Here is a 16,469-nt window from a genome sequence, read left to right as displayed (position 1 = left end):
CCGAGCCGCTATCGGCCCACGAAGTTCGGTGTCCGTTTCTCCATGAATGCGGCCCGAGCCTCGGCTGCATCCACGGTTGCATTGGCCAGGATCTGGGTGCGGTTCTCCAGATCCAGCGCCGCGTCGAGACAGGAGGCGTCTACGTTCTGTCGGTAGACCTGTTTGGTCATCTTCTGGCCGAAGGGGCTCAGCGCGATGATCCGGGCGAGCGCATCCTCTGCGGCTTCTTCGAGTTTCTCATCGTCTACGAGGGTGGTGACCAGGCCGATATTGAAGGCTTCGGAGGACTCGACCGTCCGGTTGGTGAGCATCCACTCGGCTGCGCGACCCATTCCGATCAGCCTGGGGAGAAAGTAGCTGAGTCCGCACTCACCCGCCGACAGCCCGATTCTCGGTGCGCCGATGATAAAACGCGCGGAACGGCCGGCGAGCCGAATATCGCTGGCCACGCTGAGCGCCAGTCCGGCGCCTGCCGCGGGGCCGTTCACTGCGGACACGACCGGGCAAGGTGCCTGCGCGACCGCGAGGATCATCCGGCCGAAGCGTTCCTGCATGGCCAGTCCATCGGCGTTGCTGCGTCCGCGCTGGCGCTCATCCGCGCCCGCGATATCGACACCGGCGCAGAAGCCCCGGCCGCTCCCCGTGAGTAGTACGGCGCGGTGTGCCGTGGCTTCGCTCACGTGCTGGGTGATCGTGGCCACCATGTCCGGCGTCAGGGCGTTGAGTCGGTCCGGTCGGTTGAAGCGTAGAACCCGCACGCCGTCTTCTCTGTCTTGTACAAGGACGTCTGCCACGGTCGGCTCTCCTGTTCGGTCGATGGTCCAACGGCCCGAAGCTCGAGCGCGTACGAGGTCCGGGCTTGGGGAGGGCGGTTGTCCAGCAGCCGGGCGCCAGTATCGGATCGCCATCGTGCGCGGTCGAGGGGGCCTCTTGTCCTGCCATCCTGAGGATCTTTATAGTTCTATCATCTAAATAGTAATTCTGTTAGTGGTGTCCGCACCTGGTCTCGGTGCCGACCCGGCAAAAGGGAGTGTCTTGTGACCGGTCAGAACACCGTCGATGCGAGCGGCGCCTTGGTCTTGACGAGCCTCGAACAGATGCGGGGCTTGGTCCACAGCCACCTCGGATACAGTGCGTGGTTGCCGGTCGAGCAGGCGCGGATCGATCAGTTCGCCGAGGCCACCGGCGATTTCCAGTGGATCCACGTCGACGCCGGACGTGCCGCCGAGGGCCCCTTCGGGACAACGATCGCGCACGGTTGGCTCAGCGCTTCGCTACTTCCGGTGTTGACCGGCCAGATCTATCGGGTGCAGGCCAAGATGGCGGTCAACTACGGCGTCAATCGACTGCGCTTCATCTCGCCGGTGAAAGTTGGTTCGCAAATCCGCGCCGGCTCGACCCTGGTCGATGTGACCGAACACGGTCCTGCAGTGCAGCTCACCGTGCAGACCGAGGTCGAAATCAACGGTAGCGAGAAGCCGGCACTCGTCGTCGAGTCACTCGGCCGTTACTACCTGTGAGCACCAGCGAGTCGAGGAGAAGTCAAATGTCCGACGTCGTCATCGTCGAAGCAGTCCGTTCCGCGGTCGGAAAGAAGCGCGGGGGCCTGTCCCACTACCCAGCACCCGACCTGCTGAGCGACGTGCTCGCGGCGACTTTGGAACGCGCAGGCGTGGATTCCGCAGTGGTCGGTCAGGTAGCCGGCGGTTGCGTGAGTCAGGTCGGCCAGCAGTCCGGCAATGTGACCCGTAGCGCCTGGCTGGCTGCGGGCCTCGACGAGCGGGCTGCGGCGTTCACAGTCCACACGCAGTGCGGCTCATCACAGCAAGCTTTCACGCTCGCCTATGGGCTTGTGGCCGGTGGGGTCACCGACGTCGCGATCGCCGGTGGTGTGGAGTCGATGAACCAAGTGTCGATGACCGCTTCGGTGCTGCCGGAACTCGGGCGCTCGAAGACCGAGCGCTACGAAAAGCACTACGAGATCACCACCCAATTCGAGGCCGCCGAGCGGATTGCCGAGAAGTGGGGATTCACCCGCGCCCAGTTGGAGCAGTTCGCCGTGATCTCGCAGGAACGAGCCGCTCGCGCGATCGCCGAACAGCGGTTCGTCTCGCAGATCGTCCCCGTGACCGTACCGGTGGTGGACGAGGTCGGCGCGGTCACCAGCACACGGACGATCGCGGTGGACGAGTGCCCACGGCCCACTACCGCAGCGGGCCTGGCGGGCTTGCGGCTCAACCTGGCGGACAGGCCCGGCGCCCAGCACACCGCCGGTACCTCGTCGCAGATCTCCGACGGAGCGTCCGCACTGTTGCTGATGACCGAGGAACGAGCCGCGGAGCTGGGTGTCCGCCCGCGGGCTCGGGTCGTCGACACCTTGCTGGTCGGCAACGATCCGGTGATGATGCTGACCGGGCCGATCCCCGCGACCCAGGCGCTGATGGAGCGGACCGGACTGACCCTCGAGGACATGGACGTCATCGAGATCAACGAGGCGTTCGCGTCGGTTGCACTCGCCTGGGCACACGAAACGAAGGCCGATATGAGCCGTGTCAACATCAACGGCGGGGCCATCGCATTGGGGCATCCCCTCGGCGCCACCGGCGGTGTGTTGCTGACCAAGGCACTGTACGAACTCGAACGGACCGGCGGACGATACGCCCTGGTCACGATGTGCGTCGGCGGCGGTATGGGCACGGGCACCATCATCGAGCGGCTGTAAGAGCCCGCTCACCTACCGACTGGAGGACCGTCACAGTGGATTTGACACTCACCCCGGAACTCGCGGATTTCCAGCAGGAAGTGCGCACCTGGTTCGAAGAGCACGTGGTGGGCGAGTTCGCCCGGCACCGCGGTGTCGGCGTCTCATGGGACGCCGAGGCTTTCGACGTGCGGCTGGCATGGGATCGGGAGCTGGCCGCCGGTGGCTGGTTGTGCCTGGGCTGGCCCGAGGAGTACGGCGGTCGCAACGCTTCCGTGGACCAGCAGCTGATCTACCAGCTGGAATACGCGCGGGCGGACCCGCCGTTCCGTGCCACGAACCAGGGCCAGGACCTTTTCGGCCCGACCCTGCTGGCGTTCGGCAGCGCGGAGCAGAAGACACGCTTCCTGCCGCCGATCACACGCGTCGAGGAGTTGTGGGGCCAAGGATTCAGCGAGCCTGGTAACGGCTCCGACCTGGCCGGGCTACGCACTCGGGCCCGGCTCGACGGTGACCAGTGGGTCATCGACGGCCAGAAGGTATGGACTTCGCACGGAGGATTCGCCGACTGGCTCTACGTGCTGTGCCGCACAGATCCGGATGCCCCACGACACCGCGGTATCTCGATGTTGTTGGTCCCCGCCGATCAGCCGGGCGTCGACGTCCGGCCCATCAGGAACATGCTCGGCGGCGACGACTTCTGCGAAGTTTTCTTCAATGGTGCCCGCACCTCGGCCGATCTGGTCGTCGGCGAGGTGAACCAGGGGTGGGGGGTGGCGATGGGGGCCCTCGGCACCGAGCGTGGCACCACCTTGTTGGGTGACCATCTGCGCATTCAGCATGAGGTCGACGCGATGATCGAGGCAGCTCGGGCACACGGTCGCGCTCCGGGGGCCGCGCTGCGCAGGGACCTGGTCCGTGCCTGGACGGAGGCTCGCATCATGGAGTGGAACGGCCGACGCTTGATGACGGCTATCAAGGGTCGTGGCATCGACGCCACCACCCAGGCCTCACTGAGCAAAGTCTTCGCGAGCAAATCGCATATTCGGATGGGGGAGACCGCGATGCGCGCGCTCGACGCGGCGGCCGAAGTCGTGGGTGAGGAGTACCAGCTCAACCGGTTGCAGCAGGTGTTTCTGGGCAGCCGGTCGGAGTCGATCTTCGGTGGCACCACGCAGATTCAGTTGAACGTGCTCGCCGAGCGCACCCTCGGCCTCCCCCGGGAGCCGCGCCCCGTCTGAGCGCGGTGCCCGGGGCCGAGGTATCGGGTCAGATCACTCCGTCTGCGGCGAGGGCGGCTATCTTGTCGGCGTCGTAGCCGAGAAGACCGCCCAGCACCGCGTCCTGGTCCGCGCCCAGTAAAGGTGGCGCGGCGTACTCCTTCACCGGGGTGCCGGACATCTTGATCGGGTACCGCAGCCCCGGGATCGGCCCTTCCTGCGCATGCTGCATCGTCATCTGCAGGTCGCGCGAGCGGACATGCGGGTCGGAAAGCGCCTCGGCAATATTGTTGACCGGCCCGACCGGAACATCGACGGCTTCCAACTCGATGAGCCAGTGTGCAGCGGGCTTGGTCCGGAAGATCTCCTCGAGGATTTCCAGCAATTCGGTCCGGTGCCCGATCCGCGCGGCGATCGAATCGAAACGAGGGTCCTGGACGAGTTCCGGGCGCCCGAGGGCACCGCATGCGCGGCCGAACTGTGCGTTCGAGGAAGCCACCAGGAAGATCATCCGGTCATCCGAGCAGGTGAACGCCTGAGACGGAATTCCGCCGAAGCCGCCGTTTCCGCGGCGCTCTGGGACAGTTCCCGAGACCAGATAATTCTCGACGTAATGGGACATGCTCGCAATCCCGCAGTCGAGCAGCGAGACATCGAGATACTGGCCTTCACCGGTACGGTCGCGGTGGCGCAGACCGGCCAGGATCGCTGAAGTCGCGTAAAGGCCGGTGAGAAGGTCCACGAGGGACAGCCCGGATTTCATCGGGCTGGCGCCGGGTTGCCCATCGGGGATGCCGGACACGCTCATCATCCCGCTGACAGCCTGGAAAATGCCGTCGTAGCCGGGCCGTGCGCGGTAGGGGCCATCTTGTCCGAATCCGGTGACCGAACACATAACCACGTGCGGGAACCGGTTGTGCACCTCTTCCCAGCCGAGTCCGTACTTGTCCAGGACGCCCGGGCGGAAGTTCTCGACCACGACGTCGCAGTGCTCCAGCAGGTCATATACGATTTGCTGCCCGCGTGCGGTGGTGAAGTCCAATGTCACCGATCGCTTGTTGCGGTTGCAGCTGAGGAAGAAGGCCGCCATCCCGGTGTCCGCGCGGTCGCCCAGGAACGGCGGACCGTACTCGCGCGCGTCGTCGCCGCGTCCGGGCTGCTCGACTTTGATCACGTCGGCGCCGAGGTCCGCCAGCTGTTGGGTGGCGAAGGGCGCGGCCAGAATCCGGCTCAGGTCCAAAATTCGCACTCCGTCGAGCGCTTTGGGTGACATCGTCGTTACCTCTTCCGTATCAGCTGGACGGCTGTTTCCACCAGGTGCTCTTCGGTCGCCCGTGTGGGAGCGCGTACGACACCATTCAGCGTATGTAGTATAAGTAGTTGTATCTTTCTACTGTTGACCTCGTCAATGTCGTCGCGCCGTGGCCGACGAGGAAGATCGAACCAGCCACCGACTCGCACAAGGAGTGTGAACATGACAGACGAGTGCGTAATCGTCTCCGCGGACGGTCCTGTCAGGGTGGTCACGCTCAACCGTCCGGACGCGCGTAACGCATTCAGCGCTGAGATGCATCTCGCTGTGCTGGCCGCCTTCCGTGAAGTATGTGCGGACCCGAAGGCCCGCGCGGTCGTGTTGACAGGGGCCGGCCGCGCCTTCAGCGCGGGGGGCGACATCGATGACTTCGCCGTTTTGGCGGACGATCTCGGTCAGCGCAGGGCACGGTTGCGAGAAGGGCGCCAGATCTTCGAGGACCTCGTCAACGTCCATCTGCCGGTGGTGGCCGCAGTGAACGGGCCCGCAGTCGGACTGGGCTGCACGCTGGCCGCCGCCTGCGACATCGTGCACATATCCGAGGCGACCTATATGGCGGATCCACATGTGCAGGTGGCCCTGGTGGCCGGCGACGGAGGGGCGGTGGCGATGCCGCTGAACATCGGCCTCCTCAGGGCAAAGCGCTATTTGCTGCTGGGCGATCGCATTCCGGCCGCGGACGCTGTCGCGCTGGGGCTGGCTACCTATGCAGACCCTGCCGATCAGCTGATGGCGAACGCGATGGAGAGCGCCCGAAAGCTCGCGGATCTGCCCCCGCAGGCGGTCCAGGACACCAAGATGGTCCTCAACCAGCACCTGCGTCAGGCCTCGGTCTCGATGTTGGGATACGGCCTGGCCGCTGAGAGTCAATCACACGATACCTCCGAGTACCGCGCGGTACCGGAGAAGTTTGCCGCCCGGAAGGGGTGAGTCGCGGTGGAATTCGCACTCAACGACGAGCAGGCCACGCTGCAGGAAGTACTGCGCGAGTTTCTGACCGAACGAGCCGGCGAGGCCGGTGTTCGAGTGCAGATGGCCGAACCTGCCGGCTTCGACCGGCAGTTGTGGAAGCAGATGGGCAACGAGCTCGGGCTTCAAGGTATTGCAGTACCCGAGGAGTACGGCGGCGCCGGATTCACTTTCATCGAACTCGGTATCGCACTCGAGGAGCTCGGCCGTGCGCTGACAGTGTCGCCGTTCCTGGCGTCCGGAGTGATGGCTCCTCAGCTGCTGCTTGCGCTCGGTGACGAGGCCGCTTGCGCGCGCTGGTTGCCGGGAATTGCGAGTGGTGAACTGATCGCGACCGTTGCGCTGGCGGAGGATGCCGGTTCATGGCAGACGGATGCGGTGACGCTGGCAGCACGTCAGGATGGCGGAGACTGGCGGCTCGACGGTCACAAGTCTTATGTCGTCGACGGGGCCGGTGCCGATCTGGTGTTCGTCGTAGCGCGCGCGGGCGACGGGATCGGTGTATTCGCGGTCGAAGCATCTGCCTCGGGCCTCGAGCGGATTCCGCTGCCAACCATGGACCAAACCCGCAAGCTCGCGCGCTTGACTTTCGCCGACACACCGGCCGAGCGGATTGCCGCGTCGGATCCGGAAGTTGCGGTCGCCCGAATGCTTGATCTCACCTCGATCGCACTCGCCGCGGATGCACTCGGTGGCACCGGCCGGGCGCTCGATATGGCCGTGGAGTACGCCAAGGTACGAGAACAGTTCGGGCGCCCGATCGGATCGTTCCAGGCGATCAAGCACATGTGCGCTTCGATGCTGGTCGATCTGGAGTCCTCGCGTTCCGCGGTCTACTACGCACTGTGGGCGGCGGCGACCGGGCATGCCGATATGCCGGTGGTGGCCCCGATGGTCAAAGCCCATTGCATCGACACCTACCTGCAGGCTGCAGGGGATAACATCCAGATCCACGGTGGTATCGGATTTACCTGGGAACACCCGGCGCACTTGTATCTGAAACGTGCGAAGGGTTCTCAGGCCCTACTCGGTGGTTCGGATTTTCAGCGGCAACTCGTCGCCGACCGTATCGGCATCTGACAAGCAAGAAGGGTATGGGCCCGGTCCGCGCGGACCGGGCCCATACCGTGGCATAGGTAGAGCTATGCGGGCGGGACGGTACGTTCGATGACCACGCCCGAATCGATCAGGCCATCGATCCGCTCGGAAGCCAGACCCCAGTCGAGCAGTATTTCGCGAGAATGGGCGCCGGGGATCGCGGGCGGGCGGGCGATGGTCGCCGGTGTGCCACTCAAGCGCGGGGCAGGGGCCGGTTGCACAACGCCGAAATTCTCTACGAAGGTGCGCCGGGCCACGTTGTGTGGATGTTGTTGTGCCTCGGCGAAATTGAGGACCGGAGTGACACACGCGTCGGTTCCGTCGAACAGGCTGATCCAGTGGTCGCGTGGTTTCGCGCGGAAGATCCCGGCGAACAGCTCCTTCAGCTTGGGCCATTGGGCAGGGTCGTCGCGGTCGGGCAGTTCGTTCAGCGACAGGCCGAGCAGGCCGACCATGGTCTCGTAGAACTGCGGCTCGATGGGAGCTACCGCGAGAAACTTGTTGTCCGCGGTTTCGTATGTTGCGTAGTAAGGCGCGCCGCCGTCGCAGAAGTTGGTGCCGGGCTGGTCCAGGTGCCAGCGGCCCTGGGCGGTCATGGAGTAGATCAGAGTCGTCAGTGATGCGACGCCGTCGACCATGGATGCGTCTATCACCTGGCCGGAGCCGGATTGCTTCGCTGCGAACAGCGCGCTCACGATACCGAAGGCCATCATGAGTCCGCCGCCGCCGAAGTCGGCAATGAACCCCGGAGGAGACGGGGGAGCAGTGTCCGCCGATTGCTGCAGCAATGTCAATGCACCCGTGAGTCCCAGGTAGTTCAGGTCGTGTCCGGCCATCTGGCTGAACGGTCCGTCCTGTCCCCAACCGGTCATTCGGGCGTAGACGAGCTGCGGATTGCGGTCGCAGCACACGGCCGGGCCGAAGCCGAGCCGTTCGGCGACACCGGGCCGGAACCCCTCCAGGAGGACGTCTGCAGCGCCGACCAGATCGAGAAGCGTCGCCAGGCCCTCATGCTGCTTCATGTCGATCGCGACCGACCGGCGGCCACGGGCCAATGCGTAGACCTCCGGCCTGCCCGAGACGGGCCCCGGGCGATCCACCCGGATAACATCGGCTCCCATATCGGACAGAAGCATTGCTGCGTACGGGCCAGGCCCGAGACCGGCGATCTCGATTACCTTCACGCCGTGTAACGCGCCGTGGAGGTCATGGGTCGCGCTGTGTTTGTCAGCAGCCGTCACGCGGGACCACCCAACCCGTAACATAGATAAATCATTAAGTTATTATGGCATCGGTCGAGCTGTGGCGGCAACGCTGAGGCGTCGCTCCCGTCCTTCGTCGTCTCGCGGGAGTCGCTGCTGCCGGGCTGATTCGGCAGCTCTTGCGGCGGGTCGTCAACGATGCGGTTGCGGCCGATAGGGTATAGTAAGATAACTAGTCATGCTATTGCGAGCATGATCCCTGCGAATGAAACCGAGAGGAAGGCAGTGGCCCAGCTCGATGCGGTATCCGCCGGGAGGCTTCAGCCACCCCGCCTGCCGAAGACAGCGGAGTTGATCGCCGACCAGCTCCGCCGGCAAATCATACGCGGTGATCTCGCCGAGGGCGCGGCCTTGCCGTCCGAGGGGGAACTGCTCGAACGGTTCAATGTTTCCCGCCCCACTCTGCGCGAAGCGTTCCGCGTGCTCGAGTCCGAGTCGCTCATCACCGTGCGGCGCGGCGCCCATGGCGGCGCGCGGGTCCAGATACCGAATATCGACGTTGCCGCACGGTATGCTGGCTTCGTCCTCGAGTTCCGCGGAACGACCCTGGCCGATGTGTACGAGGCACGCCTCCTGATCGAGCCCCCTATTATCGGGCTGCTCGCCGCCCGCCGAACCGATGCGGACGTCCAACGGTTGCGGGCCGCACTCAAGGATCACGAGGCTGCGGCCGATACGCCTATGTTGGCAATCCGGACGCATACGGCATTTCACGCGTTGTTGGTCGAGCTGAGCGGTAACCAGACCCTGCGTGTCCTGACCGGTATGGTCCAGCACATCATCGACCAAGCGAACATCGACTGGGTGGAAGCGAAGGCCTCCACGCCCAATGAAACGGGTATAAGTTTGGGGCTGAAGGCCCATCATAGGGTGGTCGATCTCATCGAGGCCGGCGTCGAGTCCGGTGCCGAGGAGGTTTGGCGCAAGCATCTGACCGAGGCTCGCGATTACCTGCTGCGCCCTGATATCACCACGGTGCTGGACCTCATGGGCTGACTTCCACCGGGATTACCACCAGACGGTGCCCCGGTTGACGCGCTGACAGCGCGTCAACCGGGGCACCGTCTTTTGTGTATGCGTACCTGCACTTCTCACTGCGACCCTTTGTTGTCGTCGTTCTCCTCGACCAGGGATTGTTCGGCCCTGCACTCTCCGGTCAGCGCTTGCCTCCGCGCATGTGATACGCGTGACATTCGGTGCTCGCCCCGTCGACAACTGCGTGCTAGCGGCGTGTTCGGTGTCGAACCCTGAGGTGGCACTCGATGTGATTTCCGTTTCGGTATGAGTCTGTCAAATCTCCACCAACCCGACTCATAGTATAATGAATTAGATAATGGGGAGTCGACGCATGCCCGCGCGACTCAGTGTGGGAAGGATGCCCTCGTGGACTTTGGGATGACCGACGAGCAGGAGATGCTCCGGAAGACCGCACACGATTTCGTGACGAAAGTCTGCCCGCCGGAGACGGCGAAGCGATGGGACGAGGAGGGGGTGCTCCCCGATGAATTGTTGAACGGTTTTGCAGATCTCGGCTGGTTCTCCCTCCCCTTCTCGGAGCAGGATGGCGGAGAGGGAGGTGGGCCGATCGAGCTTGCCCTGATCGCCGAGGAGTTGGGACGCGCGAGCTTCGACGTGTCGATGTGTTTCATCGGGGTCCTCATTCCCGCCATGACCGTATTCCGATGGGCGAATCCGGATCAGAAGCGCTGGGTGCAGGAACAAATCATGACCGGGAAACATCGTCTGGCGGTGGCCATCTCGGAGCCCGAGACAGGATCGGATGCGGCGGCGCTGCGCACGAGCGCCGCCGCGCACGGCGACCACTATGTCGTGAACGGGCAGAAGATGTGGTGCACCGGCGGGGGGCAGCCCAACACCACGATCGCGATGTATGTACGGACCGGAGCGCGGGAACCGAAGCACAAAGGACTGAGCCTGCTGCTGGTCGACCCGAACGCCCGAGGCATGGAAATTCGCCGCACACCGACACTGGCGCGGCACATCCTGGGCACCACCGAGGTCTCGCTCACGGACGTCGAGGTGAGCAAGGAAAACCTGGTCGGCCCAGAGGGTGAGGCGTGGAAGGTCATGCTGTCGAACCTCGAGCTGGAGCGGGTCCTGCTCAGTGGTGGTTATGTCGGCGCCGCGCAGGCGACGCTCGACGAGATGCTCGAATATTCGAAGGTCCGGCACGCATTCGGCCGTCCGATCGGCGAGTTCCAGGCGCTTGCGCACGCGATGGCTGATCTGCAGGTGGAGATCGACTCGGCTCGGCTCCTCACGCGCAGGGCGGCATGGATGCTCGCGCAGGGCATGTCCTGCACGCGGGAGGGAGCCATGGCGAAGCTCAAGGGGTCGGAGACATATGCCAATGCTGCTCGGCTCGGTATGCAGGTGATGGCCGGTCACGGGTTCTCGACAGAGAGTGTGATGAGCTTCCGATACCGCGAGTCGATCGTGACCACCATCTCGGGCGGGACAAGCCAGATCCAGCGCAACGGTATCGCGCGCAGCATGGGGCTACGTACCTACTGACCGACCCAAAGCAATCATTGTGAAGATATAACTCATTAAGATAGAATCTCTCATTATCCGCCTGGTCGGCTCCGTGTCGACAGGGCCGACTGTGTGAAGGGACTTCGTGAATGGCAATGATCGAGAACTCGGTAGAGGTGCTCCCGTACAAGCTGCTGGACTTCGACCAGCACTCCATCGAGGCAGAGGACTGCTTCACCCGGTTCATGCCGACGAACAAGCTGGACACCGCGATTCGGCCGATCATGTCGGCGGACGGCACCCGCAAGATGCTGTTGGCGAACGATCGCATCGTCAACGCCCTCGAAAACAACCTCGACCAGGCGTACGTGCCGGGCTCGTTGGTCGAGATGCTCAAGGCTCGTTCGTCCGGGGACGGCGGTGACGCTGAGCGCTTCTACGAACCGATCCAGAAGGAATACCAGGACAAGGAAGCCCGCCTGACTCAGCTGACCGAGCAGCAGATCGAGCGGTCGATCATGTACCCGGGAGGCTGGGGGCTGTTCGTTTGGGCATACCTGAAGGGTGACGTTCTGTTCGACAATCTCACCTCGTTCAACCGCTGGATCGACGAGGATTGGGGTTTCAATACCAGGGACCGGATCTACGCGCCGGCGCTGCTGTCGCTGGATAACCTGGACCGAGCCTGCGAGGAACTCGACCGTGTGCTCGCGGCCGGAGCGCGGTTCATCATGCTTCCGCCGGGGCCGGTCAACGGCCGTTCTCCGGGCGACCCCTACTTCGACCCGTTCTGGGCACGGGTCAACGAGGCCAAAGCCGTCGTCGCCTTCCATATCACCGAGTACCACTACCAGGAAAATGTGGCCTCGCATTGGGGGTGGGGGCTGGTCCCACCCTTCCAGTTCTCGGCTTGGCAGTGGCAGAACACCTACGGTGAGCGGCCGATCACCGATACGCTGTCGGCGCTGATCTTCGACAATCTGTTCGGCCGTTTTCCGAATATCAAGGTTCTGGTCAGTGAGTACGGCGCGGAGTGGGTTCCGCATTTCATCCGGCATATGGACAAGAGCCGTGGGATGGCCCGCAACGGCCGTTGGCTCGGTGGACAGCTGACGGAACGGCCGAGCACGATCTTCCGGCGTCACGTGCGCGTCGTGCCTTATCCGGAGGATGACACCATTGCCCTGGCCGATCGGCTGGGCGGCGTCGACTCCCTGCTGATGGGTTCGGACTGGCCGCACGCCGAGGGCTTGCGTGAACCCGCGGACTTCTACGCCAAAGTGGAGGGTCTCGGCGAGGACGCGCGCAAGCGCTTTCTCCGCGACAACGGGCTCGAGCTCCTTGGCGCGAAATAATGCCCACCGTATTCCCCTGCTCATCGGCCGGCCTTTGAACGGGCACGAGGCTGCCGTGCCAGGTGGTGGAGTCTTCGCGCAGAGCCGTGCGATCGTACCGGCCGAGGACGTCGGCATAGATCCGTACCGCCTTGATGTGCTGTTGCGTCGGATCCGCCTGGAGGTCGAGCACGGAGCGCTCCCGTCCGTTCAGGTCGCCGTTGCCCGAGCCGGTCGGCTGGTTGCGAACGAGACCTGGGGCGGGGGAGCGCCCCGGTACATCTTGCAGTCGGTCGGTCGGACCATCGTCGCGAGCGCGATCTGGAAGCTGATCGACGACGGCAAGATCGATGTATCCGAATATGTCGCGGACATCATTCCCGAGTTCGGTACCAACGGAAAGGGCGTGGTGACGCTCGCGCATATGCTCACGCATACCGCGGGCTTGGCCTTCGCTCCGCTCGGGTATCCGAAGATGGCCGACCGGGACGCACGTATGGCCGCCTTCGCCAAGTGGCGGCTCGACAGCCCGCCAGGTGAGGTGCTGCAGTACCACTTGACGTCCACTGCATGGGTCATCGCCGAGGTCGTCGAGCGGCGCGCCGGGCTCTGCCTGGCCGACTATCTACACCGGGAGATCGCTGAACCGCTCGGTCTCGGTTTTGCCCTCGGGCTGAGCGAGGAGCAGCAGATCGCCACCGTCGCCCCCATGGTCTGCACGGACGGCGACGGCTCCGAGGTTGATCCGTGGGGGCCGTGGTTCTTCCGCGACCGCCGGATCGTGGCAGCAGGTGAGCCGGCGCACGCGGTGTGTGCTGGCGCCTCCGACGTTGCGCTGCACTACCAGGCCCTGCTGCACTCGTCGTTGTGGTCACGAGCGGTAATCGCCGAGGCGACACGGCCGCACGTGACCGCAATCCCGGCGGGAGACAAGCTCTACGGCGGCGGTGTGAAGCCTGCCTCGGTCGGTCTTTTCGTCAACGTCCGGGGTGACAACCCCGACGGATGGATGCCGGCGACGGGCTCTCCGGAGACTTTCGGTCACGCAGGCTCGGCATATCAGATCGGTTTCTGCGATCCGGTGAGCGGGATTTCGTTCTGTGTGCTCAGCAATGGCTATCCGCAGACCGGTTACGACCTGACGCCCCGCGGGGCGGCGATGCTGATCAACTGGTCGAATCTCGCGGCCGACCTGATCTGACAAAGTGCTGCCACACTGTTCGCCCGGTGGCAGGGATCGACGAAAAGGAATGCCGCAAGGATATGAGCACAGTAGACAAGTTCGAATTCGTCGATTACGAGACACTCGACGAAGGGCGGATCGCACGCATTACGCTCAACCGGCCCAGCGCACGCAATGCGCAGAACCGTGGTCTGCTGGTGGAGCTCGACGAGGCCTTCGGCCTCGCCGAGGCCGACGACACGGTCCGGGTTGTGATCCTGGCCGGTGCGGGTAAAGCCTTCTCGGCGGGGCACGATATGGGTTCGGCGGTGCACCGGCGCGAGTCCGAGCCCGGCCCGGACGCCCATCCTTCGACTCTCGTCCATGGCGGGACACGCCCGGGTGGAGTTGAGAAACAGATGCTGCAGGAGTGGGAGCACTTCTTCGCCAATACGCGTGATTGGCGGAACCTGCGCAAAATTACCATCGCACAGGTGCAGGGCCACGTGCTTGCTGCCGGATTGATGCTTATGTGGGCATGCGACCTCATCGTTGCCTCGGAGGACGCTGTCTTCGCCGACGTCGTCGGGACCAGACTGGGGATGTGCGGGGTGGAGTACTTTGCGCATCCCTGGGAGTTCGGTCCGCGCAAGGCGAAGGAGTTGCTGCTCACAGGGGACGCACTGGATGCCGAGGATGCATACCGCCTGGGCATGCTCAGCAAGGTGTTCCCACCGGGTGAACTCGAAAGCCGGACCGAGGAGTTCGCCCGCCGCATCGCCGAACGGCCCACCATGACAGCGTTGTTGATCAAGGATTCGGTCAACCAGACACTGGACACCATGGGTTTCAATACCGCGCTGCAGAGCAACTTCTACCTCCATCAGCTGAATCATGCGCACTGGAGGGACCTCAACGGGGATGGCTACCCCGCAGCGAAACCAGGCGTGGATAGCGCCGACTGGCGCACTGCAGGCCCGCCACGGCTGGCGCGGCGAGATATTCCCTGACCGTCGGACAGAAGATCGTGCTACATATCAATTCATCCGCATTTTGTTTGATCGAACGGAATTACACGAAGGAATTGATCTGCGGACTTACCGATTCGCAGTACAGGTAGTTGTTCTCGAGCTGAATGGCGAGGCTATGGCCGGTGATGCCCAGTGGTTCGGTCCCCTCCGATCGGCGACGGCCGCCGAACTACTGGGCAGTCCGCAATTTCTAGCTGTTCTCAGGCCCCAGTTTCCGCGGGCTCGACGAAATCGGCTCCACGGATCAGCCGGACCGGCGTGAATACGAGCACCTCCTCGTCCCGCTGATTGCGTACACTCACACGCGCTGTGACGACCCCGCGGCCGGGCTTGCTGGACGCCCGGGATTCGGTGGTGTGTACCAGCGCGTGCAGGGTGTCGCCGACGTAGACAGGCCGAGAGATGGTCAGCTCCATGTGCATGAAGGCCAGGCCTGTCCCGTTCAGGACGTTGGTCTGCAGGATCAGGCCTTCAGCGATGCAGTAGATCATCGCGCCGGGGATCAGGCGGCCGGTGTAGCCCCCCGCGGCGGCATGTGAGTTGTCATAGAACAACGGTTCATTGAACCCGCCCCAGGTGATGAACTGGACGAGATCTGCCTCGGTAACCGTCCGGCGGGCGGTACGGAACACCGAACCAGGGACCATCTCCTCCCAGGTTTTACCGCGGACCAACGGCTCGACCTCTGCGCTGGATAGTTGTGGCTCGGTCACGGTCATGGATCTCCGATTCTGATGACTAGAGCACCCAATGCACCCTATAGATAAATAGATTAACTGATTGCTGACGGGTTTTCATAACGCCAGGCGACCGAGTTGATCACCCACACTCGGTCCCGGAACGGTCAGCGCCTGCAGCCGCGAGGCTGCGGACTCGACCCGGTCGAGCAAGGTGACGAAGTCCATCCGCAGTGTCCCTTCTCCTCCCAGAGAAGGGCTGTGGCATGGCGATGTTGGCAGCACAGCCTGCCTTGGCATCCCGCGATACTGGTCGAGCGCATGCGCTCGCGGCCTACACCCGGCCGTGAAGGTGTCACCTGGGGGCGTAGGTCGACGGCATGAAGGCGACCGTTACATCTGCGATGACAGCGGGTCTGCCGTCTGGTGCCGCGACCTCGCCGCGGGCCACCCCGGACGTCCGGCCGCTGCGAACGCTGTAGCCGCGGACTCTCACCGGATCGGCGCCCGGACCGGCGGCTCGCAAGTAGTGGCAGGTCAGCGACAAGACTTCGGGTGTACGCATACCGTCGTCCATCGCGGCAGTGGCGGCGAGTGCGGCCAGTAGTGCGCCGAGACCACCGTGCAAGGTGCTGCTCCGGTTGTGGAATCGGGTTGGGTCGGTGAGCTCGAACGAGGTGCCCACGCGGTCCCGGCGAAATCCGGTGAGCCCCAGTCTGTGGCCGAAAGGGGTGTTGATCGAGTCGACCGGAGGCGGGATGAAAGGTGCTGTCCGAGCCGGAGGCGGAATGTCGATAGGGCCGCCATGGCGAGGCGCTCGTGGTTCACGGATCGCCCACCAGCTTGTGGCCCGTGCGAACTCGGTGCCACTGTCATCCAGGACGTTCGCCGTCGCGAGCACGTAATCACCGCGGCGTACGCCGGGTGACGCTACGGCGCGGACCTGGCCTGTGGTGCCCAGGGAGCCGGTGACCTGTACGGCGAGCATCGCCGTGGCGAGTGCGCGCTCCGGTTCGAGCGTCCCGACAGCCGCGCCGGTCGCGGCGTCGCAGAGCAGCGCGGCCAGGCCTGCGACTCCAGCTCCCTTCCACTGTGGGCCCAGGTCGAGGCTCGTTTCGACGCCGTCCGCCGCTGACGAGGTGCGGATGCCGAGTTCGGACAGCGCAGGCACCGGTGGCAGGCGCGTCCACCATTGCAGGGCCATGTG

15 protein-coding genes are annotated in these 16,469 nt (G+C 64.2%); 10 read left to right on the top strand and 5 right to left on the bottom strand.

All coding sequences use genetic code 11. From position 1 onward, the window contains the following. Nucleotides 1-8: 8 nt before the first annotated feature. On the bottom strand, nucleotides 9-908 hold the full coding sequence (locus K7711_RS44585; protein ID WP_222978797.1) for an enoyl-CoA hydratase/isomerase family protein: 900 nt from the start codon (nucleotides 906-908) through the stop codon (nucleotides 9-11). Nucleotides 909-1,037: 129 nt separating this feature from the next. Here K7711_RS44585 and K7711_RS44580 point away from each other — a divergent pair, with 129 nt between their 5' ends. From K7711_RS44580 to K7711_RS44570, 3 genes are read left to right on the top strand one after another with little or no spacing between them, the layout of a single operon-like run. Next, complete coding sequence (locus tag K7711_RS44580) at nucleotides 1,038-1,520, top strand: MaoC family dehydratase (RefSeq protein ID WP_308015217.1); 483 nt, start codon at nucleotides 1,038-1,040, stop codon at nucleotides 1,518-1,520. Nucleotides 1,521-1,546: 26 nt separating this feature from the next. Beyond that, complete coding sequence (locus tag K7711_RS44575) at nucleotides 1,547-2,722, top strand: acetyl-CoA C-acyltransferase (RefSeq protein WP_222978795.1); 1,176 nt, start codon at nucleotides 1,547-1,549, stop codon at nucleotides 2,720-2,722. 35 nt (nucleotides 2,723-2,757) lie between these two features. Then, nucleotides 2,758-3,942, top strand: a complete 1,185-nt coding sequence (locus K7711_RS44570) for an acyl-CoA dehydrogenase family protein (RefSeq protein WP_222978793.1) — start codon at nucleotides 2,758-2,760, stop codon at nucleotides 3,940-3,942. Nucleotides 3,943-3,970: 28 nt separating this feature from the next. Here the strand turns inward: K7711_RS44570 and K7711_RS44565 are convergent, their stop codons facing one another. Then, nucleotides 3,971-5,194 (bottom strand): CaiB/BaiF CoA transferase family protein, encoded by a 1,224-nt coding sequence (locus K7711_RS44565; protein ID WP_222978792.1) that lies wholly within the window; start codon nucleotides 5,192-5,194, stop codon nucleotides 3,971-3,973. Between the two features lie 201 nt (nucleotides 5,195-5,395). Between K7711_RS44565 and K7711_RS44560 the strand changes: the two genes are divergently transcribed. After that, complete coding sequence (locus tag K7711_RS44560) at nucleotides 5,396-6,163, top strand: enoyl-CoA hydratase/isomerase family protein (RefSeq protein ID WP_235748758.1); 768 nt, start codon at nucleotides 5,396-5,398, stop codon at nucleotides 6,161-6,163. Between the two features lie 6 nt (nucleotides 6,164-6,169). After that, nucleotides 6,170-7,282, top strand: coding sequence for an acyl-CoA dehydrogenase family protein (locus K7711_RS49175; RefSeq protein ID WP_222978790.1), 1,113 nt, complete (start codon nucleotides 6,170-6,172; stop codon nucleotides 7,280-7,282). A 62-nt stretch (nucleotides 7,283-7,344) separates the two neighbouring features. Here K7711_RS49175 and K7711_RS44550 read toward each other — a convergent pair whose 3' ends face one another. Further along, nucleotides 7,345-8,565, bottom strand: coding sequence for a CaiB/BaiF CoA transferase family protein (locus tag K7711_RS44550; RefSeq protein ID WP_222978788.1), 1,221 nt, complete (start codon nucleotides 8,563-8,565; stop codon nucleotides 7,345-7,347). A 222-nt stretch (nucleotides 8,566-8,787) separates the two neighbouring features. On the opposite strand from K7711_RS44550, the gene K7711_RS44545 reads away from it, so the two are divergent. The 5 genes from K7711_RS44545 (at nucleotide 8,788) to K7711_RS44525 (ending at nucleotide 14,564) form a co-directional block, all read left to right on the top strand. Continuing rightward, nucleotides 8,788-9,558, top strand: coding sequence for a FadR/GntR family transcriptional regulator (locus tag K7711_RS44545; RefSeq protein ID WP_222978786.1), 771 nt, complete (start codon nucleotides 8,788-8,790; stop codon nucleotides 9,556-9,558). A gap of 399 nt (nucleotides 9,559-9,957) precedes the next feature. Continuing rightward, nucleotides 9,958-11,097, top strand: a complete 1,140-nt coding sequence (locus tag K7711_RS44540) for an acyl-CoA dehydrogenase family protein (protein ID WP_222978778.1) — start codon at nucleotides 9,958-9,960, stop codon at nucleotides 11,095-11,097. A gap of 110 nt (nucleotides 11,098-11,207) precedes the next feature. Then, on the top strand, nucleotides 11,208-12,413 hold the full coding sequence (locus K7711_RS44535; RefSeq protein ID WP_222978776.1) for an amidohydrolase family protein: 1,206 nt from the start codon (nucleotides 11,208-11,210) through the stop codon (nucleotides 12,411-12,413). A gap of 55 nt (nucleotides 12,414-12,468) precedes the next feature. Next, on the top strand, nucleotides 12,469-13,593 hold the full coding sequence (locus tag K7711_RS44530) for a serine hydrolase domain-containing protein (RefSeq protein WP_308015216.1): 1,125 nt from the start codon (nucleotides 12,469-12,471) through the stop codon (nucleotides 13,591-13,593). Nucleotides 13,594-13,655: 62 nt separating this feature from the next. Next, complete coding sequence (locus tag K7711_RS44525) at nucleotides 13,656-14,564, top strand: enoyl-CoA hydratase (RefSeq protein ID WP_222978831.1); 909 nt, start codon at nucleotides 13,656-13,658, stop codon at nucleotides 14,562-14,564. Between the two features lie 221 nt (nucleotides 14,565-14,785). On the opposite strand, the gene K7711_RS44520 is transcribed toward K7711_RS44525, so the two are convergent. Then, nucleotides 14,786-15,304, bottom strand: a complete 519-nt coding sequence (locus K7711_RS44520; protein WP_222978774.1) for a MaoC family dehydratase — start codon at nucleotides 15,302-15,304, stop codon at nucleotides 14,786-14,788. A 313-nt stretch (nucleotides 15,305-15,617) separates the two neighbouring features. Then, nucleotides 15,618-16,466 (bottom strand): PaaI family thioesterase, encoded by an 849-nt coding sequence (locus K7711_RS44515; RefSeq protein WP_222978773.1) that lies wholly within the window; start codon nucleotides 16,464-16,466, stop codon nucleotides 15,618-15,620. Nucleotides 16,467-16,469: the final 3 nt, after the last annotated feature.

Source organism: Nocardia coffeae, from assembly GCF_019890715.1.
Lineage (GTDB): Bacteria > Actinomycetota > Actinomycetes > Mycobacteriales > Mycobacteriaceae > Nocardia > Nocardia jiangxiensis.
This window is presented reverse-complemented; position numbering and strand designations above follow the sequence as displayed.

What these genes read in the sequence shown, in the direction of transcription:
- K7711_RS44585 (WP_222978797.1), bottom strand. Translation starts at nt 908, where the DNA reads ATGGCGATCCGATACTGGCGCCCGGCTGCTGGACAACCGCCCTCCCCA.
- K7711_RS44575 (WP_222978795.1), top strand. Translation starts at nt 1,547, where the DNA reads ATGTCCGACGTCGTCATCGTCGAAGCAGTCCGTTCCGCGGTCGGAAAG.
- K7711_RS44565 (WP_222978792.1), bottom strand. Translation starts at nt 5,194, where the DNA reads ATGTCACCCAAAGCGCTCGACGGAGTGCGAATTTTGGACCTGAGCCGG.
- K7711_RS44560 (WP_235748758.1), top strand. Translation starts at nt 5,396, where the DNA reads ATGACAGACGAGTGCGTAATCGTCTCCGCGGACGGTCCTGTCAGGGTG.
- K7711_RS44550 (WP_222978788.1), bottom strand. Translation starts at nt 8,565, where the DNA reads ATGTTACGGGTTGGGTGGTCCCGCGTGACGGCTGCTGACAAACACAGC.
- K7711_RS44540 (WP_222978778.1), top strand. Translation starts at nt 9,958, where the DNA reads ATGACCGACGAGCAGGAGATGCTCCGGAAGACCGCACACGATTTCGTG.
- K7711_RS44535 (WP_222978776.1), top strand. Translation starts at nt 11,208, where the DNA reads ATGGCAATGATCGAGAACTCGGTAGAGGTGCTCCCGTACAAGCTGCTG.
- K7711_RS44525 (WP_222978831.1), top strand. Translation starts at nt 13,656, where the DNA reads ATGAGCACAGTAGACAAGTTCGAATTCGTCGATTACGAGACACTCGAC.
- K7711_RS44520 (WP_222978774.1), bottom strand. Translation starts at nt 15,304, where the DNA reads ATGACCGTGACCGAGCCACAACTATCCAGCGCAGAGGTCGAGCCGTTG.
- K7711_RS44515 (WP_222978773.1), bottom strand. Translation starts at nt 16,466, where the DNA reads ATGGCCCTGCAATGGTGGACGCGCCTGCCACCGGTGCCTGCGCTGTCC.